The sequence below is a fragment of the Methylobacterium gossipiicola genome (assembly GCF_900113485.1).
GTDB classification, from domain to species: domain Bacteria; phylum Pseudomonadota; class Alphaproteobacteria; order Rhizobiales; family Beijerinckiaceae; genus Methylobacterium; species Methylobacterium gossipiicola.
In genome coordinates this window covers 156,563-174,922 of sequence record NZ_FOPM01000005.1, presented here as the reverse complement: position 1 = coordinate 174,922, position 18,360 = coordinate 156,563, and the positions used below count along the sequence as shown (strand labels likewise).

Genomic DNA, 18,360 nt, shown 5'->3' with positions numbered 1-18,360 from the left:
GCCGCTTGCGCACGGCCCTCCTCGCCTGGGATTATCCGCCGGCTCCGAGCGGGCTCTCCACCGCCGCCCGCGAGATCGCCGAGAGCCTCGGCGCCCTCGGCGTCGCCGTCACGGTGTTCACCCTCGACCGTACGGGAACCGAAGCATGCGGCGGCGTGACGATCCGTGGGCTCGGCCTCGCGCCGGGTTCCGCCCTGGCGCGTCTGCGCCGCTGGGGCTCGGCGGGCCACCTCGCCGCCCCCCTCGCCTTCCGGAGGGCGGTGCTGCGGGAGCATGGGCGAACGCCGTTCGACTGCCTCGAGGCCACGAACTGGTATGCCCCCGCCTCTCTCCTCGTCGGCATCGGCCTGCCCCTCGTCACCCGCAACTCCACGCCGGCCGCCTTCACGCGCGGCCCCGCTGCCTCCCCGCGCGACCGCCTCGACGGCGCAGCCGCCGACGGGCTCGAACGGTGGCAGGCCAGGGGCAGTGCCGGCTTGATTTCGAACACCGCCGCGCATGCCGACCGGATGGTCGAACTCTACGGTCTCCACTCCCCCCGGCCCCACGCCGTGATCGGCCTCAGCCTGCCGCCGGATCGCTTGGCGCGGGGCCGCTCCGCGCCCTATCCGGACGGGCCGGGCTCGGTGCGCCTGCTGTTCGTCGGCCGGGCCGAACACCGCAAGGGGTTCGATTGTTTGCTCGCTGCCGCCGCGATCCTGGCGGCCGAGGGCGAAGCCGGCACGCGCCCGCCCTTCGTGATCGACCTCGTCGGCGTAACGGAAGCGGACGTGCCGGACGCAGTGCCTGCTTCGGTTCGACGATGCCTGCGCATCCTCGGCCGCATCGACGCTCCGGCCCTCGATGCGGCCTACGCGGCGGCGCAGGTGGTTCTGGCGCCCTCGCGATACGAGAGCTTCGGCCTCGTCTATCAGGAGGCCCTCGCGTATGGCCGCCCGGTGGTGGCGTGCGCCGAGGATGCCAGCGCCCGCGCCTTCGTGGGCGAACCGGAGGCCGGTCGCCTCGCACGGGCGGCGACGGGCGCGGCCCTGGCTGAGGCCATCCGGCCCCTCCTCAGCGATCCGGCCCTGCGCCAACGTCTGCGCGCGAACGCCCTCGCGGCCAGCGGCGCCTTCGACCGGACGCGTCTCGGCGGCGAGACCCTGGCGCTCTACCGGCGCGCCATCGCGGCTCATCAGGGCCGGTAGGGGCGTAGGAGAGCGGTCTGCTCTTCCGGTCGGCCGCGACCGGGGTCCATCGTCTCGTAGCGTGTCGAACGTGCCGCGACGTGGGTGCGGGTCAACCGGTGTTCGATGGCGCCCCCGAGGGCGATGAAGCCCTGGCGCCAGTCGCCACCGAGGTCGGGCCGTTCATGGACGCGGCCCGTGAACCGGACGTGGCTGCGGTTCAGGCGGTACTGCACGTCGGGATAGACATCGGACAAGATTCCCTCGACGCGATTGCGACGGGGCAGGCCGATGGACACGGCGCCGCCCCCCTCGGCCAGGGCTGCGAGGGTGGGCAATCCCCGGCCCGTCTCCGGCGCCAACGCCTCGTCGGCATCGAGTTGCAGCATCCAGGCGTGACGGGCCAGATCCTGCAGGGCGTTGCGTTGCGCCGAGAAATCGCCGCCCAAGGGACGCGCGGCGAGCCGCACGGCCCCCTGGGGAAAACCCGCGACGTCGATGACATCCGGCGCGCGCGGGGGGCCATCGACGAGAATCGCCACGTCCGAGGTCCAGGCCGCCTGCGCCCGCAGGGCGTCGAGGACGCCGTCGAGATCCGCAGGGCGGCACGGAATTCCGAGGGAGACGGCCCGGGGTCGCAATGCCGTCAGGGCGAACAGCGCGCCGGCGGCGGCCCGCTCCGCATGGGGGTGCCGAAGCGCCTGCCCATCGGTCTCGTCCAGGGGGCGCGCGCCTCGCCCGAGGCGGGTCGCGGCACTGCGCAGAGTGTAGAGATCGAGGCCATAGGGCGCATCGGGTGAGAGCTGGAACGTCTCCCCGGCGAGTTCCCGCGCGAGGTGGTTCCAGCACGTCGCCGCGTCCGCTCCCGCCGCCAGCAGTACGCCGCAGGAGGCGCAGACGCGGGGGAAGCCGCGTCGCGAGCCATCGGGGTAGCGGATGTGCCGGCTCGTCGGCTCCAGGGTGTCCGCCTCGCAGACGAAGCAGCGTCGCATCGGCAGGTCTCCCGGCGCGCTCCGCCGCGACGCTGCGTACACTGTCGCCCCCGGCTCGGCATCCCCTAAGTGACCGCATCACAAAGCCTGCGCGGTGCTCGAGTGTCGCCGAGCTCCGCCATTCGGAAGCAATCCAACGGCGTTCGCATGACCCCCGCCCCCGAGCCGACGCTCCCCCCGGATTTCACCGCGCCGCGCCTCGCCGTCGTCGGCAATGCCCCCGAACTCGGTGATCGGAGCCGGGCCATCGATGCGGCGGCCTGCGTCGTGCGCTTCAACAACGCTCCGGGGTTCGGCGGGGCCGCCGGATCGCGGGTGAGCGTCCTCGCCCTGGTCAATCGCGGCGGGCAGGCGCGGGCCTGGGTCGAGGAGGACGGGTTCGGGGCGCGCGCCGTCGTACGGCAGGCGGGCCGCTACCTCCTGCCCTTTCCCGAACTCGCGCCCCACGAGGAGGGAGCCCACGAGCGCATCTGCTGGACCGCGCCGCTACGGACCCGACTCGGAGACCGGCCGGTCCAGGTTCTGCCGGCTGAATTGCACGCGCAGGCGCATCGCGCGCTGCGTCCCCGCCCCCCCGATACGCCGAATCCGAGCACCGGATTCCTCGTTGCCTTCGCGATCCTGGCGGCCCGCCCCCCGGCCCTGCCGCCCATCGACGTCTATGGCTTCGGCTTTGCCGGCTGGCCCGGCCATCCGTGGGAGGCCGAACGGCTCTGGTTCGCGGCGGCGCAAGCGGCCGGACGGCTGCGGCTGCATCCCCTCGATCCCTGACCCGCCCCAGCCGAGGCACGCTCGATGACCACCCTCCTCACCGTCCTGCGCAGCGGCGGCCGTTACGATGCGGTCTGGGTCGAGCGCCTCGCCGCCGGGGCCAGGCGGTTCGCTCCGGCCTTCGACCGGATCGTCTGCCTCACCGATCTCGCCCTCGATGGCCCGGGCGTCGAGGTACTGCCACTGCGGCACGGCTGGCCGGCCTGGTGGGCGAAGATGGAGGCGTTCCGGCCCGGCCTCACCGCCGGCACCACGGTGCTGTGCGACCTCGACACCGTCTTCGCCGGGGACGCGGCGGATCTCGCCGCGCCGGGTTTCGCCACCATGGAGGATTACTTCCACAAGGGCCGCGTCTCCAGCGCCTTCGTGCGCTGGGAGGGCGACGACCTCGCTTTCCTGTACGAGCGATTCGCCGCCGATCCCGAACGCTGGATGGCGCCGGGCTCCTGCGGCGCGGTGCCGAACGCCGTGCACGGCGACCAGGTGGTGATCGACCATTTCCTGCGCGCGGCGGGGCGTCCCCTCCGGTTCCTCCAGGACCTCCACCCCGGCCTGCTCGATTTCTACCATCCGCCCAAGACGGGTTACGGACCGCTCATCGTCTTCATCGGCGAAGCCAAGCCCGATACGGCGACCGACCCGGCGCGCGCGCTCTGGCTATCGGGCGCCTGCGAACCGGAACGCGCCGGGCTGTGACGATCACGGGCCGAGACGGATCGGGGATCGGAAGCGTCCAAGGACCCGCCGTCGCGCTCCATGGCGTGGACCGGCAGGACGCGTTCCTGGCGGTGACCGAACGCCGGACCTCTTATGGCTGGTGTCGTCGTAACGAACCCGCACCGTCGCCTGTTACTTGCCGGCCTCGATCTCGCAGATGACACGGGCGAGTTCGGAGAGAAGATAGCGGGCGCGGGGGTCCCTGATCTTCTCGAAGGATTCGCGGAAGATCGCGTCCGCCGTCGTCGCGGCCGAGGCGGACGGCGCCGTCCGATCCGCCGGCCCATTCTCGGGCTTCGTCTCGTAGAAATAGCTGATGTCCACGCCCATCGTCTGGGCGATCTGGTGCAGCTTGTCGGCGGCGATCCGGCTGCGACCGCTCTCGTATTTCTGCACCTGCTGGAACGTCACCCCGAGGGCGGAGCCGAGATTCGCCTGACTCAGGCCGGCCGAACGCCGCAGGGACTTGATGCGGTGGCCGATATCACCCGTCGTGGCGTCCTTGCTCACATCGGCCATCATATCTTGCCCGGTCTTACTCTTAATCTTCGACGTCACGATGCGTATCCGGTTCGACGCATCGCGTCCGATGCGTCGAACCGACTTGCCGTCTTCACGGCTTAGATTATCTCAGCCCTGAGCTCAATGCAAAGCCAAGCTAGGTGCCGATTCCATTCCTATATCACAATAAATTGTCCGATCCGATCCGTCGCATGGTGAGTATCCTTGGGCGAGCATCAGTCGAATTGTCCTACCCTATCAATGATATACCACTACGATCACTGATCGATCCCATCCGGAATGGTCACAGGCGGAATCACGGTTTCGGTCCATTCTCGTCGGTATGGCGCAGAAGATGCTCCTCGCAAGGAAACTCGCCTTACGATCAATATCGAGTATGCTACGACCGTAAAAAATCAACTAAAAAGCGAAGGCTTCCCATGGGGCTGTGTGCGTTCGTGAATCGGCTTCATTCGAGACGCCGGTTCGCATCGCGCAGTCGACCCCTGCATATTCCCGTCGTGAGAACGTTCGCGGAAGGTTCTTTGGCGCCTTCGCGGTCCATGTGGCGTCGAGACGGGCGACACGGCGTGTTCGGAGGTCTCACGAGTCGCGGCTGGCCCACTCCTCCTTGGGCCGCCGCCCGCCCCGCCGGGTGAGCGAGGCACTGATCCGGGCCAACGCCCCTCTCGCCCGTCGCATGGGTGCCCGGGCGAACGGCGGGACCTTCCGGTTGATCGCCTCGAGATGGCTGGGTTCGGCCGCCCCCATCCCCGACAGGTGAAGGACGCCGCACCTGGCGCGAACCGAATCGGTTGACCGGAAACGGTACCGGCGGCGCGCGCGACGGCCGGGTGGGACGGTTCCAGTTGGCTCCGGAGGTCCCGCCCGGCGAAGCGCCTTCAGCTTTCCTTGAACCCGTATTCCGGAACGCCGTCCTCGTTGTCATAGTACTTGTACGGCAGGAACTTGCCCGAAAGGTTCATCTTGACTCGATCGCCTTTGTTGTTCGGCTCGCGCTCCATGGTCATGTTGAAGTCGATGGCCGACATGATGCCGTCCCCGAAATCCTCCTGGATGAGTTCTTTCCATGTGGTGCCGTAGACCATCACCAACTCGTAGAAGCGGTAGATCAGCGGGTCCGTCGGCGGCATCTGCGGGATCGAGCCGCGATAGGGCGCCTCGTTGAGCATCCGTTCCTCGGCCTGCGTCAGGCCGAACAGGACGGCGGCCTTGGCGGCTTGGGCCTTGGGCAGCTTCATCTGGCCCATGCAGGCGGCGGTGATGAGGATCGGCGAAAGTCCCCCGATCTCGGCCTGGATGTGTTTCCAGGTCCAGCCCTTCTCGCGCTTGATGTCGAGGAGCTTCTCGGTGAGGTCTTCACGCTTCATACGCGTCTCCAGGGTGTCACTGTGGCGGCGTCCGGTGGAAGCACCGGGCCGGGGCCGGGGCTGCCTCAAACAAGGCTCGTGCCACCACTGCACCGGAACGCCGTGACGTTCTGACCCGTTCAGTTCGCTTCACTGACGCGCTTCACCCTCTTGTCGCGCTTGAACGCCGTGATCGCCGAGGCGCAGGCGGAGGACAGGTTCTTCATGTTGGTCCGGAAACACGCTTCGACTCCGGGGCCGCCCGGCGGATGGTCGCCGCAGAATTCGAGATAGTCCCCGGTACAGGACCGCTTCAGGGTTTCGCGCAGGCTGTCGGGATCGGCCTGCGCCGCCGCGATGGGCGCGACGACGAGGCCGAGGGTGAGAAGTGTCGAGGTCAGGCGTGACATGGTTCGGGCAATCTCCTTTGCGGGACGATTGGCACCCGACCGCGCCGGAACCATGGCGGTCCTGCCAGGCCGCTTCATCCCCATCCGTTCGATGATTCGGCGTCGCGTCGCGGTGGGGGAGAGCCGTTTGCGCCCTCGTGGATGCCGGTTCGGCAAAAGGGGCGCACGGCATCGATGCGCAATCTGATCGCGAATGAGGCATTCGTGTCGGCTTTTATCCCCCGCGCTGCTTGAAATGGCGCCCGTATGCGCAAGCCGTCGGCAGAATGGTCGTGCACCGCTCCCCTCCGATGCGTGCCGCCGTGAGCGGCGATGGGTCTGCTTCGATCCCTCGATACCGCAGCCCAGGTCACAGGTGTTCGTCGCTACGACGGGCGCCCGACGGGGCGATCACTCGATCCGTTCACCGAACGCGAACGCCCCTCGCCAGCCGCCTCGGTGGATCCCCATAGGTCATTCGCGCCGTTCAACTTGGAATAAATCCAGAACATAATGCTTGCGAGAGAATTAAAACGCCCCTGATAACGAGATGATTCCATGTCGTGTGATTAGAAATCTTCCGATCTGGAGCAAAAACTATCACATATCAGTTTGGGTGTTGGGTTCTGTGGTTAAAGCTTTTCGGGCGCTGAATTTAAATCATCCCATTCAAAGCGGACAACGCTTGGTCGTTGGCGTGTTGCTGTCGAGTGTCGCAACCGGCGGTTTGGCCGTGGCCCAAGAGGCTGCCCAGACGGTGACCCTCGACACCCTGTCGGTCGAGGGCGTCGGTCGCGGTCCAGGCGTCGCCGGAACCGAGCCGGGCGGAGCCCGTGGGGCGGTGTCGGGCTACGTCGCCACCCGCAGCGTCGTGGCGACGAAGACGGACACGCCGATCCTGGAGACGGCCCAATCCATCTCGGTCATTGGCCGTAAACAGATCGAGGACGCCAACGCGCTCACGATCAACCAAGCCCTGCGCTACACCCCGGGCGTCACAACCGAGCAGCGCGGCGGTGCCGGCTCGACCCGCCTCGAACAGTTCCTCATCCGGGGCTTTTCCGCCCCGGTCTTCCTCGACGGCATGGCGCTGATCGCGGGGCGCGACGCCAACGCCACCGTCGATCCCTATCGCCTGGAGCGCATCGACGTCATCAAGGGGCCGGCCTCGGTGCTCTACGGGCAGTCGGGACCGGGGGGCATCGTCAACCTCGTCTCGAAGGTGCCGCGCTTCGTCGAGCACGGCGAGATCTTCGTGCAGGGCGGCGGCTTCAACGAGGTGCGCGGCGGCGTCGATGTCGGCGGGCCGATCCGGTCCGAGGTGCCGGGCCTCGCGGACCAGTTCGCCTACCGCATCGTCGGGTTCGGCTGGAAGGGCGACGGCCCCGTCGACACCACGAAGGTCGAGCGCGTTCTCATCAACCCGAGCGTGACGTGGCGGCCCTCCGCCGACACCGCGCTGACGATCATCGGCAACTACCAGCGCGACCCGTTTTCGGGGTTCTACGGCGGCTTCCCGGCAGTGGGCACGGTGTTCCCGCGCAACTTCGGCAACGGCATCGTCGGTCGCCTGCCCGTCAACTTCTACGACGGCGACCGGGGTATCGAGCGCTCGGACCGCACCCAAGCCTCCATCGAGTACCTGTTCGATCACCGCGTCAATGAGAACCTCGCCTTCCACTCCGCCGGCCGCTACCTGCGCACGCAAGGCGATTATCGCAGCGTCTACAGTGCCTTCAGCCCCCTGAACGGGCCGTTCGCCTCCGGGCCCCTGCTGCCCCGCGCGGTCATCGGCAATCAGGTCGACGCCGAAGCCTTCACGATGGATTCGAACGCCGTCGCGACCTTCGACACCGGCCCCCTCGCCCACACCTTTCTTCTCGGCGTCGATCACCGCAGCTTCAGCACCCGGACCCTCGGCACGCCGTTCCCGACGGCACCGAGCTTGAATGTCCTGGCGCCGGACTACGCCATGGCCATCGCGTTCCCGGCCTTCACCACGGCGTCCCGCGTCGACGCCGAGCAGACCGGCGTCTACTTCCAGGATCAGGTGAAGCTCGACCGCCTCGTCCTGACCCTCGGCGGTCGCTACGACGTCGCCCGGCAGACCGGTCCGACCCGGAGTTTTAACTTCGCCGCCGGTACCAGCACCCTGACGCGCCAGGACGCCCCGGCCGACGCGTTCACGGGCCGGGCGAGCCTACTCTACCTGTTCGATTCGGGCGTGGCGCCGTACGTGTCCTACAGTCAGGCCTTCGAGCCCATCGTGGCTGGCCGGGTGTTCGACAGCGCCTTCGGCACCGTCGGGCGCGTGCCCGATCCGCAATCGAGCGACCAGTATGAGGCCGGCATCAAATACCAGCCCCCCGGCTCCGACCTCCTGCTCACGGCCGCCGCCTTCGACATCCGGCAATCGAACCGCACCACGGCCGATCCGGCACGCCAGGGCTTCGTGGTGCAGACCGGCCAGGTCGGAGTCCAGGGCGTGGAGTTCGAGGCGCGGGCCAACCTCTCCGAGGGCCTGACCCTGGTCGGCGGGGTCTCGTTCCTCGATGCCCGTAACGTCCGCGACGACGGCACCACCGTGAACGATCTCACGGGTCGGCCCGTCGCCCTGGAGGGCCGCAGCCCGGTGCTGGTGCCGGACAAGACCGCCTCGCTCCTCGCCACCTACCGCTTCCTCGACGGACCGATGCTCGGCCTCGAGATCGGCGGCGGCGTGCGCTACCTCGGCGCCTCCTGGGGCGACGCCGCCAACACCTTCAAGGTGCCGGACAGCGTGCTCGTCGACGCCACGGCCTCCTACGACCTGAAACACCTCGACCCGTCGCTCCAGGGCTTCTCCATGCAGGTGAACGCGACGAACCTCCTCGACCAGACCTATGTCAGCGGCTGCAACGGCTACACGAGCTGCTATTACGGCTTGCCACGGACGGTCTATGCCACCCTGCGTTACCGCTGGTAAGGGGCGCGCTGAGCATGAAGAACGGCTTTCGCCAATCCATGGCCTGGCTCCATACCTGGGCCGGCCTCGTCGTCGGCTGGGTGCTGCTGGCCGTCTTCGTCTCCGGCACGGCGAGCTACTACCGCGCCGACATCTCGCGCTGGATGCGGCCCGAACTCCAGGAGGTGCGGGCGGCCACCGATCCGGCGTCCCTGGCGCGGGCCGCCGAGATCGGCGTCGCCTATCTCGGCACGCACGCCCCGGAGGCTCGCGCCTGGTTCATCGGCCTGCCCCGGGACGAGTATCCGGTCCTCAACCTGTTCTGGCGTACCAAGCCCGGCATCCCGCCGGGCCACGCCGCCCTCGATCCGGTGACGGGCGCGCCCGTCCCGGTGAGGGACACCAAGGGCGGTGACTTCCTCTATCGGTTCCACTTCGAGCTGCACATGCAGCCGCTCTGGGGCCGCTGGATCGTCGGCCTCTGCGCAACGATCATGCTGGTGGCCCTGGTGTCGGGCATCGTCACCCACCGGCGTTTCTTCGCCGACTTCTTCACCTTCAGGCGGGACAAATCGGCCCAACGCGGCTGGCTCGACGCTCACAACGTCACGGGCGTCCTCGCCCTGCCGTTCCACCTCATGATCACCTATACGGGGCTCGTGACCCTCGCGCTCATGTACATGCCGTGGGGGGTGAGCGCGGCCTATCGCGGCGACGCCCAGACCTTCTACGCCGAGAGCGGGCAGATCACCGCGCCGCGGCCCGCCGCCGGACGGCCCGGCACCCTCGCGCCCATCGGGCCGATGGTGGCGCAGGCCGTGGCGACGGTGCCCGAGCCCCTGGAACGCCTGACGGTTCTCAACCCGCGCGATGCCAACGCGACGGTGGTGGCGGTGTTCGAGGAGCCGCGCGGCCTGTCGCACGTCCATCCGCAGGTCGCCTTCGACGGCACCACGGGAAGCGTGGTCGAGGTGCGCCAGGGGGGACTGCGACCGGCGGCCAAGACCTTCGCCACGATGGTCGGCCTGCACGAGGCGCATTTCGCCGGCACGGCCCTGCGCGCCCTGTTCTTCCTCTGCGGCCTCATGGGTTGCGCGATGGTGGCGACGGGCCTGATCCTGTGGTCGATGGCCCGCCTGCCGAAACCTGGCACCCGGCCCTTCCCCGGCCTGCGCCTGGTCCAGGCTCTGAATATCGGAACCGTGGTGGGCTTCCCCGCCGGGATCGCCGCCTATTTCCTTGCCAATCGGCTTCTGCCCGTCGCCTTGCCCTGCCGGGCCGGGGGGGAGATCGCCGCGTTCTTCGCCGTCTGGTCCCTGACCGCGCTCATCCCCCTGGTCCGGCCGCAGCGTCGGGCCTGGATCGAAGCCATGGCGGCGTTGGCATTCCTCACGCTGGCCGTGCCGATGGTCGATCTCGCGGCGACGCCGGCCCATCCCCTCCGGGGCGGGGCGGGCGAGACCACGCTGTTCCTGGGGTTCGACGGTGTTGTCCTCGCCCTCGCTGGTCTGTTCGCCTTCTGCGCCCGCAGAATCGCCCGCTACGAGGGGCCGCGCGCGAAGCGGCGGGATGCCGCCGACAGCCTTCGGGCCGCGCCCACCCGCGCCGGGCGACACCCCGCCCTGACGTGAGTCGGATCCCCGCCGTCAGGCAGCCTTGCTCGAGACCGCTGTTTGCGCCTCGGATGGATGCAGGTGAGCGGCGAAAGTCTCGATGGGAGCGGGCCGGCCCATGAGGAAGCCCTGCGCGGCGTGGCACCGTTCGCCGTGTAGGAAGCGCAACTCCCCTTCGGTCTCGACCCCTTCCGCCAGGACCTGCAAGCCGAGGCCACGGCCGAGACCGAGGACCGAACGCACGATCGCCGCGGCCTGGCTGTTGCTATCGACGGCCTGGATGAACGAACGGTCGATCTTGATCTTGTCGAACGGATAGGACCGCAGGTTCGAGAGGGACGAGTAACCCGTCCCGAAATCGTCCATGGCGAGGCGGATGCCGAGGGCCTTGAGATCCCGCAGGGTCGACGCCGCCCGCTCGGGGTCGCGGATCAGGGCCGTCTCGGTGATTTCGATCTCCAGTCGTTCGGGCGCGAGGCCCGTCTCCCGCAGGATGTCGTCGACGCTCTGGATGAAGTGCGGCGCCAGGATCTGCACCGCCGACACGTTGACGGCGATGGACAGGGGATTGGTCCAGCCGGCGGCCTCGCGGCAGGCTTGGGAGAGAACCCACGCTCCGATCGTCAGGATGGCACCGCATTCCTCCGCGATGGGAATGAAGTCGGCCGGTGAGACCGCGCCGCGCACGGGATGCTGCCAGCGCAGGAGGACTTCGAAGCCGATCAGCGCCCGGGTGGCGAGTTGGTGCTGCGGTTGATAGACCAGTCGCATCTCGCCATGGGCCACGGCCTGATGCAGATCGTGCTCCATCAGGCGCCGTTCGCGCACCAGGGCGTTCATGCTGGCCTCGAAGAAGCGATGGGTGCCCCTTCCTTCCGCCTTGACGCGATAGAGCGCGGTATCGGCGCAGTTCAGCAACTGCATCGGATCGGTGGCATCGTCCGGGTACAGGGCGATGCCGAAGCTGGCAGTGATGGCCGGCAGGCTTTCGATGCGCGCCTGCATCAGGGCCTCCTGGATTCGCTTCGCCAACTCTCCCACGGCGCCCTGGTGGTCGCAGGGCGTCAGGATCGCGAACTCGTCGCCGCTGAGACGGGCCATGAACTGGGTTTCATCGAGGAGACCGGACACCCTCCTGGCCACCGTCCGCAGCAACATGTCCCCGGCGGCGTGCCCGAAGAGGTCGTTGATCTGCTTGAACCCGTCGAGATCGAGGGAGAGCACCGCGAACGCGCGACGGGCCGCTTCGGGGTGGCGCAGGTCCTGTTCGAGGCGCCGGGCGAAGCTCGCGCGGTTGGCGAGCCCCGTGAGGGCATCGTGATGGGCGAGGAAGCGGATCTCGTTCTCGGCCATTCGCCGGGCCCGGAGGTCGCGCACGGCCACGGCGCGATGCGGCTGCCGGCCATAGGCCAGGGGACGCATCACCACCTCGACCGGGACGGTGGCGCCGGTCGCGAGGGACAGTTCCGTCTCGAAGACGATGGCCTCGACGGTGGGTTCGCCGCGCTCGGCGAGGCGCCGGGCTGCGTCCGGCAGCACCTCGACGAGGGACAGGCCGAACAATCCGGACGGGTCGCGGTCGATGAGGGCGCCGAAGCTGTCATTCGCGCCGACGATCCGCTCGCCGCGACAGATCAGGAGCCCTTCGACGGCGGCGTCGGCGAAGCTCTGGAGCGCGATCCGTTCGCGTTCGAGCTCGGCGGCCCGCCGGGCCCTGATATCGAGGACAAGGGCCGCGCCGGCGAGGAGCAGGATACTCGAACCGGCCAGGGTGACGCTTTCGGCGAGCCTGCCGGCGGGAAGGGCGTTCTCCGGTACGACGATGCGCGGATCGGCAATCAGCGTGACCGCGCCCATGGCGATGAAGTGAAGGGCGCAAATTCCGAGCAAGATGGCCAACGCACCGCCCAGCCGGCGGTCGAAGCCCGGTCCCGAAAGGGCGCAGTGCACCCCGGCTGCCGACAGCACGATGCCGGTCAGCACCGACGCCATGACCAGGAGCGGATTCCACGAGACATGTCCCGGCACTTCGTAGGCCGCCATCCCGGTGAAGTGCATGGCGGCGATTCCAACGCCGAGGATCGTCCCGCCGACGAGGGGCGCGAGCGGGATCGCGCGCGACAGGGCCGTCGTCAGACCCAGTCCCATGAGGGCGATGGCCGAGACCAGGGAAAGCGCCGTGAAAATGACGTCGTAGCCGACCGGGAGATGTGGCTCGAAGGCCAGCATCGCCAGGAAGTGCGTTGCCCACACGCCGGAGCCGCCCCCGAACGCCGCCACGGCGAGCCAGAACGCGCGCTTGCCCCGTGTGGCCTTGCGGGCGTTGTGGAGCAACTCGATGGTCGTGACCGTCGCGAGGATGCAAAGGCCCGCCGCGACCGCGACCAGCCACGGATCGTGAGATTCCCTTAGGCAACTGATCACGCGAAGCATGAAGACCAACTAAGATAAATTGTCTTTCGACCTCAGTGCTAGTCCCTGTTCATTGATGCTGTATTAAAAAAATCCAAGCTTGCGTCTCTAGAGCATGGTGTTCGACGGAGTTGGATGAGAGTTCAAGTAAAGTCGATCTTCGTCCGAGATCCGAAGTCCGCAGCTGTTGGGGCGGCGGCGCAGAGACGTCGACATTGTTCTCTCCTCCGAGGCCAAGGGTTCGGGAGAAGGATCGCCGAGGAACGCACGGACAAACGCGATCCGTCCACTAAGGCTGGCTTCCCGCCGAGGTGCGATCATGCACCGGCCCGCCTGGAACTTTCCGGGATTGTTTGCCGGCGAGGCGTATGTCTGGAGAGTTCCGATGCGGAGTCGGTGGTGGGGTCCGTCGCGATCCGTCGAGGCCCGATTTCCGGTGAGGCTCGTCGGAAGCGATGGCACCGTCAGGCCAGCTTGGCCCGTTTCCCGAACGCTACTGCGAGGCGCGTCCGCGCCCGCTCGGGAATCTCCGTCTGGGACTCGATCCGCACCATCGGCATCTCGGCGCCGATGAGACTTTTCGGGTCGAAGGCAAAGAGCAGATGGCGCAGGCCGATCTGTAGGGCTGCGACCCCGTCGGCCTGGGTGAGATCCTCGCCGAAAATCTCGATAAGCGGACCGTCGGGGTCGCCCTTCTCGATCTGGATGATGAAGTAGCCGGCGGGCTCCTCCTCGTCGTCGGCCCCCGAGATGAGCGTGATGCCGTTCTCTTCGTCGTAACGGACGCGCTGGACCGTGAAGGTGGTGAGGTCGTCGTCGTCCATGCTCAACGCTGTCCGTGCTGGGTATCGCGAAAGAGGTCTTTGTACTGACGCGGCTGTGAGCGCCAATATTGCTTCGGCGCCCGCACCCGTCCGCCGAGTTCGGCCGCCGCGTGCCAGGGCCAGCGTGGGTTGTAAAGCAGCGCGCGGGCGAGGGAGACCGCGTCGGCCTTGCCCTCCTGAAGGATCGATTCCGCGTGCGCCGGCTCGGTGATGAGGCCGACCGCGATGGTGGTGAGACCCGTCTCGGCCTTGATGCGCTCGGCGAAGGGCACCTGATAGCCGGCCGAGAGGGGAATCTGCTGCGCCGTCGAGAGCCCACCCGTCGAGACGTGGATGGCGGCCGAGCCCCGGCGCTTGAGGGCGTGGGCGAGTTCCACCGTTTCTTCGAGGGTCCAGCCGTCCTCGACCCAGTCCGTGGCCGAGACGCGCATCCACACGGGCTTGCCCGCCGGCACGGCGTCGCGCACGGCCTCGAAGCATTCGAGGGGAAACCGCATGCGGTTGGCCAGATCCCCGCCATACTGGTCGGTGCGACGGTTGGAGAGGGGCGACAGGAATTGGTGCAGGAGGTAGCCGTGCGCCCCGTGGAGCTCGAAGCCGTCGATGCCCAGGCGAAGCGCCCGGCGGGCCGTGGCGACGAACCCATCGCGGATGCGCTTCAGGCCCTCCGCGTCGAGGGCGTGGGGCGGCACCTCGTCGGCGCCGTGGGCCACGGCCGAGGGGGCTTCCGTGCGCCAGCCATCGGGGGCGTCGGGGGCGATCTGTGCGCCGCCGTCCCAGGGGGCGCGGCTCGACGCCTTCCGGCCGGCATGGTTGATCTGGACCGCGATGGGGATCGGCGCATGCGCCCGCACCGCGTCGAGGACGCGGCCCAGCGCCAGTTCCGTCGCGTCGGAATAGAGCCCGAGGTCGAGGGGCGAGATCCGCGCTTCGGGCGAGACCGCCGTCGCCTCCAGGGTCAGCAGGCCAGCGCCCGATTGCGCCATCTGGGCGAGGTGCATGAGGTGCCAGTCGCTCGCCTCCCCGGCCCGCGCCGAATACTGACACATGGGGGCGACGATGATGCGGTTCTCGAGCTCCAGGGCATCGAGGCGCAGGGGCTCGAATAGGCGGACGGTCATGCGTGGCTCTCCCGGGCGATTGTCGTCGTTCTGGCCGAACCGGTGCCCCCCGGCTAGGGCCTCCCGCACCGGGGCGGCACGGGCGACCAACGCAGTCGCCCGTGCCGATGATCCCCGGATCACAGGACCCGCGCTAGGAGGCGAGGCCGCGTGCCCTGAGGCTCGTGCCGATCTCGTCGAGGGTGGCGGCGTCGTCGATGGTCGGCGGGGTCGTCCAGGGCTGGCCGTCGGCGATGCGCTTCATGGTGCCGCGCAGGATCTTGCCCGAGCGGGTCTTCGGCAGGCGCGCCACCGTCAGGGCGAGCTTGAAGGAAGCCACCGGGCCGATCTGCTCGCGCACCCGGGCCACCAGCTCGGCTTCGATCGCGCCGGGTTCGCGAACGACTCCCGCTTTCAGCACGACGAACCCGCAGGGCTGCTCGCCCTTCAGGGCGTCGTGAATGCCGATGACGGCGCATTCGGCCACATCGGGGTGACTGGCCAGAACCGCCTCCATGCCGCCCGTGGACAAGCGGTGCCCGGCGACGTTGATGATGTCGTCCGTGCGCCCGAGGACGGTGACGTAGCCGTCCGCATCGACCACGCCCGCGTCGGAGGTGTCATACCAGCCAGGATAGGTGGACAGATAGCTCGCACGGAAGCGCTCGTCCGAGCCCCACAGGGTCGGCAGGCAACCGGGCGGCAGGGGCAGCTTCAGGGCGATGGTCCCCATGGTGCCGGCGAGGACGGGCTTGCCCGCCTCGTCGAGGATCGCGAGGTCGTAGCCCGGCATCGGCACGCAGGCGCTGCCGTGCTTGACCGGCAGCAGGTCGATCCCCAGGGGGTTGCCCGCGATGGCCCAGCCCGTCTCCGTCTGCCACCAATGGTCGATGACGGGGCGGTTCAGGGCACGCTCGGCCCAGGCCACGGAATCGGGGTCGGCCCGCTCCCCGGCCAGGAACAGGCTGCGGAAGGCCGAGAGATCGTAATCCCCCACCCGCTCGGCCCGGGGATCCTCCTTCTTGATCGCCCGAAGCGCCGTGGGCGCCGTGAACAGGCACACGGCGCCGTACTCCGAAGCCACCCGCCACAGGGCGCCGGCATCGGGCGTACCCACGGGTTTGCCCTCGTACAGGACCGTGGCGCAGCCGTGCAGGAGCGGCCCGTAGACGATGTAGGAATGGCCCACGACCCAGCCGATGTCGGAGGCGCAGAAGTAGGTCTCGCCCGGCGCGACGCCGTAGAGGTTCGGCATCGTCCAGGCGAGCGCCACGCAATAGCCGCCGGTGTCGCGCACCACGCCCTTCGGCGTGCCCGTCGTCCCCGAGGTGTAGAGGATGTAGAGCGGGTCCGTCGCCGCCACGGGCGTACAGGCGGCCCGGCGCCCGGCGGCCTTGGCCGCCGCCACCGCCTCGGCCCAATCCCGGTCGCGCCCCTCGACGAGGGTGGCCGGCCCCTGCGGGCGTTGCAGGATGAGGCAGGCATCCGGTTTGTGTGGGGATGCCGCGATGGCCGCGTCGAGGAGCGGCTTGTAGGCGACGACGCGGTTCGGCTCCAGGCCGCAGGAGGCGGAAAGAACCACTTTCGGGGTGGCATCGGCGATGCGCACCGCCAGTTCGTTGGCGGCGAAACCACCGAACACCACGGAATGGACGGCGCCGAGCCGGGCGCAGGCGAGCATGCCGAACAGCGCCTCGGGCACCATGGGCATCGACAGCACCACCCGGTCGCCCTTCCCCACCCCGAGGTCGGCGAGGATGCCCGCGAGGGTTTCCACCTCGTCGAGGAGGGCCGCGTAGCTGATCGTGCGCTTGGTGCCGGTGACGGGCGAATCGTACAGGATCGCGGCCTGCTCGCCCCGGCCTGCGGCGACGTGGCGATCCACGGCGTTGTGGCAGGCGTTCAGGGTCGCGTCCGGAAACCACCGTCCCGCGATTCCGGCCGTTGCGTCGAAGGCGCGGACGGGTGGTCTCGCCCAGTCGAGGGCGGCGGCGGCGGCGAGCCAGAACGTTTCGGGATCGGCGAGGGACGCCGCATGGATCGTGGGGTAAGGGGCCTTGTCGCTGTGTGTAGCCTGCGCGGGCGCTTGGGGGGGCATCGTTCCTCCGGCTTATCCGACCGGTCGTGAGCGCCGGTTTGGCCGGAAGCTTATCCGCTTTCCCCGTCGCGCCGAAAGCGTTCCTCGAAACACCCTGCCCCAAACGAGAACCGCCGCCCTGAAATTCAGGAGCGGCGGCGAACGCTGAAGAGAAACTAAAGATGGGCCAAGACGTCAGTGGACCGAGTCGGTGTCCTTGCGGAGGCGGTTCATTTCGTCTTTTAGGAGAAGCTTCTTTCTCTTGAGTTCTGCGATGCGCAGATCGTTCGCCGAGGGTCGGGTCGTGGCATCGTGGATCTCCCGCTCGAGGGCTTCGTGCTTCCGGGCGAGCTGGGTGAGGTGCGTCTGCAGTGACATGAGTGTCTCCTCCTGTCTCGTTTCGACGAGGGGGAGATTGGCACACGCTGAGCCGGCTGTCGAAGGCTATCGGCGGTCAAGCTTGAGAAAATTTCAATGCCGTCGGACGATAGGTTAAAGTTTCTTCACATGCGTGTCAGGGGAGATCGATACGCTCCAAGGGACCGTCCGAAGACCTTCCATGTGCATGCCGGCCTCGGGGTTCTTGCCGGGGCGCAGGCGGTGCCGCATGGTCCGCAACGGGTGTTCCGGGGTTCAGAATTGCGATGGCGAGTGCGTTGAACGACGACGAACCGGGGGTGTCCAGCGAGGAGCTGGAGCGGTTGAAGCAGGAGCATCGTGACCTCGACGGGGCCATCGATGCCCTGGAGTTGAGCGTGGCCGGCGATCAGCTTCAGATCCAGCGCCTGAAGCGGCGCAAGCTCGCCCTGCGCGACCGGATCTCGTACATCGAGGATCAGATCACGCCCGATATCATCGCCTGAGCGCGGCCGTCGCCCATGGAGGCGGTCGCCCTTGCGGTGGCCGGGCCGCTTTTGTATTCGGCGAGACCGGGCGTCGCGAGCCCTTCGGCCTGTTTTCGACCGCGATAGGGATGTGACGACGATGGCGGGTGCCACCCCGGTCGCGATCATCATGGGCAGCCAGTCCGACTGGGCGACCATGCGCCATGCCGCCGAAACCCTCGATGCCCTCGGGATCGCCCACGACGACCGAATCGTCTCGGCCCATCGGACGCCCGACCGTCTCGTGGCCTTCGCCAAGGGCGCCAAGGCGGAGGGGTTCCAGGTGGTCATCGCCGGGGCCGGCGGGGCCGCGCACCTGCCCGGCATGACGGCCGCCATGACTTCCCTTCCCGTGCTGGGCGTCCCGGTGGAATCGAAGGCCCTGTCCGGCCAGGACAGCTTGCTCTCCATCGTACAGATGCCGGCCGGCATTCCCGTGGGCACCCTCGCCATCGGCCGCGCCGGGGCCGTCAACGCGGCGCTCCTCGCCGCCGCCATCCTGGCGCTCACCGATTCGGCCCTTGCCGAGCGCCTCGAAGCCTGGCGCGCCGCGCAGACCGCGAGCGTCGCCGAACGTCCGCAGAACGATCTTTCTTGACG

The 18,360-nt window shown here is 68.4% G+C and carries 16 protein-coding genes; 7 read left to right on the top strand and 9 right to left on the bottom strand.

The annotated features are described in order from the left end of the window. Window positions 1-5: 5 nt before the first annotated feature. On the top strand, window positions 6-1,187 hold the full coding sequence (locus BM249_RS06165) for a glycosyltransferase family 4 protein (protein ID WP_091970123.1): 1,182 nt from the start codon (window positions 6-8) through the stop codon (window positions 1,185-1,187). On the opposite strand, the gene BM249_RS06160 is transcribed toward BM249_RS06165, so the two are convergent. Further along, on the bottom strand, window positions 1,175-2,158 hold the full coding sequence (locus tag BM249_RS06160) for a glycosyltransferase family 2 protein (protein WP_091970003.1): 984 nt from the start codon (window positions 2,156-2,158) through the stop codon (window positions 1,175-1,177). The genes BM249_RS06165 and BM249_RS06160 overlap by 13 nt on opposite strands. 147 nt (window positions 2,159-2,305) lie before the next feature. On the opposite strand from BM249_RS06160, the gene BM249_RS06155 reads away from it, so the two are divergent. Together BM249_RS06155 and BM249_RS06150 are read left to right on the top strand one after the other, a co-directional pair. After that, window positions 2,306-2,929 carry a glycosyltransferase family 29 protein gene (locus BM249_RS06155; RefSeq protein WP_091970002.1) on the top strand — a complete coding sequence of 208 codons (624 nt, stop codon included), beginning with the start codon at window positions 2,306-2,308 and terminating at the stop codon, window positions 2,927-2,929. Window positions 2,930-2,953: 24 nt separating this feature from the next. Continuing rightward, window positions 2,954-3,625, top strand: coding sequence for a hypothetical protein (locus tag BM249_RS06150; protein ID WP_091970001.1), 672 nt, complete (start codon window positions 2,954-2,956; stop codon window positions 3,623-3,625). Window positions 3,626-3,778: 153 nt separating this feature from the next. On the opposite strand, the gene BM249_RS06145 is transcribed toward BM249_RS06150, so the two are convergent. From BM249_RS06145 to BM249_RS06135, 3 genes are all read right to left on the bottom strand, one after another. Then, a complete protein-coding gene (locus BM249_RS06145; RefSeq protein ID WP_177232334.1) occupies window positions 3,779-4,156 on the bottom strand; it encodes a helix-turn-helix domain-containing protein in 378 nt (125 codons plus the stop codon). An 893-nt stretch (window positions 4,157-5,049) separates the two neighbouring features. After that, window positions 5,050-5,538, bottom strand: coding sequence for a cyanase (gene cynS / locus BM249_RS06140; protein WP_091969999.1), 489 nt, complete (start codon window positions 5,536-5,538; stop codon window positions 5,050-5,052). Between the two features lie 119 nt (window positions 5,539-5,657). Further along, window positions 5,658-5,927, bottom strand: a complete 270-nt coding sequence (locus BM249_RS06135) for a hypothetical protein (protein ID WP_091969997.1) — start codon at window positions 5,925-5,927, stop codon at window positions 5,658-5,660. 646 nt (window positions 5,928-6,573) lie between these two features. Here BM249_RS06135 and BM249_RS06130 point away from each other — a divergent pair. Together BM249_RS06130 and BM249_RS06125 are read left to right on the top strand one after the other, a co-directional pair. After that, window positions 6,574-8,871, top strand: coding sequence for a TonB-dependent siderophore receptor (locus BM249_RS06130; RefSeq protein ID WP_425284799.1), 2,298 nt, complete (start codon window positions 6,574-6,576; stop codon window positions 8,869-8,871). 14 nt (window positions 8,872-8,885) lie between these two features. Then, window positions 8,886-10,481, top strand: coding sequence for a PepSY-associated TM helix domain-containing protein (locus BM249_RS06125; RefSeq protein WP_091969993.1), 1,596 nt, complete (start codon window positions 8,886-8,888; stop codon window positions 10,479-10,481). A gap of 15 nt (window positions 10,482-10,496) precedes the next feature. On the opposite strand, the gene BM249_RS06120 is transcribed toward BM249_RS06125, so the two are convergent. From BM249_RS06120 to BM249_RS06100, 5 genes are all read right to left on the bottom strand, one after another. Then, entirely contained in the window at window positions 10,497-12,896 is a 2,400-nt protein-coding gene (locus tag BM249_RS06120; protein WP_091970119.1) for a bifunctional diguanylate cyclase/phosphodiesterase, read from the bottom strand. Window positions 12,897-13,339: 443 nt separating this feature from the next. Next, window positions 13,340-13,699, bottom strand: coding sequence for a hypothetical protein (locus BM249_RS06115; protein WP_091969991.1), 360 nt, complete (start codon window positions 13,697-13,699; stop codon window positions 13,340-13,342). Between the two features lie 2 nt (window positions 13,700-13,701). Next, complete coding sequence (locus tag BM249_RS06110; protein ID WP_091969989.1) at window positions 13,702-14,820, bottom strand: NADH:flavin oxidoreductase/NADH oxidase; 1,119 nt, start codon at window positions 14,818-14,820, stop codon at window positions 13,702-13,704. Window positions 14,821-14,953: 133 nt separating this feature from the next. Beyond that, window positions 14,954-16,897 (bottom strand): AMP-binding protein, encoded by a 1,944-nt coding sequence (locus tag BM249_RS06105; protein ID WP_091969987.1) that lies wholly within the window; start codon window positions 16,895-16,897, stop codon window positions 14,954-14,956. 174 nt (window positions 16,898-17,071) lie between these two features. Next, a complete protein-coding gene (locus tag BM249_RS06100; protein WP_091969985.1) occupies window positions 17,072-17,254 on the bottom strand; it encodes a YdcH family protein in 183 nt (60 codons plus the stop codon). Window positions 17,255-17,520: 266 nt separating this feature from the next. On the opposite strand from BM249_RS06100, the gene BM249_RS06095 reads away from it, so the two are divergent. Together BM249_RS06095 and purE are read left to right on the top strand one after the other, a co-directional pair. Beyond that, window positions 17,521-17,739: a YdcH family protein gene (locus BM249_RS06095; protein ID WP_091969983.1), complete on the top strand. Its 219-nt coding sequence runs from the start codon at window positions 17,521-17,523 to the stop codon at window positions 17,737-17,739. A gap of 121 nt (window positions 17,740-17,860) precedes the next feature. Next, on the top strand, window positions 17,861-18,358 hold the full coding sequence (gene purE / locus BM249_RS06090; protein ID WP_091969981.1) for a 5-(carboxyamino)imidazole ribonucleotide mutase: 498 nt from the start codon (window positions 17,861-17,863) through the stop codon (window positions 18,356-18,358). Window positions 18,359-18,360: the final 2 nt, after the last annotated feature.

What these genes read in the sequence shown, in the direction of transcription:
- BM249_RS06095 (WP_091969983.1), top strand. Translation starts at nt 17,521, where the DNA reads ATGGCGAGTGCGTTGAACGACGACGAACCGGGGGTGTCCAGCGAGGAG.
- purE (WP_091969981.1), top strand. Translation starts at nt 17,861, where the DNA reads ATGGCGGGTGCCACCCCGGTCGCGATCATCATGGGCAGCCAGTCCGAC.
- BM249_RS06155 (WP_091970002.1), top strand. Translation starts at nt 2,306, where the DNA reads ATGACCCCCGCCCCCGAGCCGACGCTCCCCCCGGATTTCACCGCGCCG.
- BM249_RS06110 (WP_091969989.1), bottom strand. Translation starts at nt 14,820, where the DNA reads ATGACCGTCCGCCTATTCGAGCCCCTGCGCCTCGATGCCCTGGAGCTC.
- BM249_RS06135 (WP_091969997.1), bottom strand. Translation starts at nt 5,927, where the DNA reads ATGTCACGCCTGACCTCGACACTTCTCACCCTCGGCCTCGTCGTCGCG.
- BM249_RS06115 (WP_091969991.1), bottom strand. Translation starts at nt 13,699, where the DNA reads ATGGACGACGACGACCTCACCACCTTCACGGTCCAGCGCGTCCGTTAC.
- cynS (WP_091969999.1), bottom strand. Translation starts at nt 5,538, where the DNA reads ATGAAGCGTGAAGACCTCACCGAGAAGCTCCTCGACATCAAGCGCGAG.
- BM249_RS06100 (WP_091969985.1), bottom strand. Translation starts at nt 17,254, where the DNA reads ATGTCACTGCAGACGCACCTCACCCAGCTCGCCCGGAAGCACGAAGCC.
- BM249_RS06160 (WP_091970003.1), bottom strand. Translation starts at nt 2,158, where the DNA reads ATGCGACGCTGCTTCGTCTGCGAGGCGGACACCCTGGAGCCGACGAGC.
- BM249_RS06105 (WP_091969987.1), bottom strand. Translation starts at nt 16,897, where the DNA reads ATGCCCCCCCAAGCGCCCGCGCAGGCTACACACAGCGACAAGGCCCCT.
- BM249_RS06150 (WP_091970001.1), top strand. Translation starts at nt 2,954, where the DNA reads ATGACCACCCTCCTCACCGTCCTGCGCAGCGGCGGCCGTTACGATGCG.
- BM249_RS06120 (WP_091970119.1), bottom strand. Translation starts at nt 12,896, where the DNA reads ATGCTTCGCGTGATCAGTTGCCTAAGGGAATCTCACGATCCGTGGCTG.
- BM249_RS06125 (WP_091969993.1), top strand. Translation starts at nt 8,886, where the DNA reads ATGAAGAACGGCTTTCGCCAATCCATGGCCTGGCTCCATACCTGGGCC.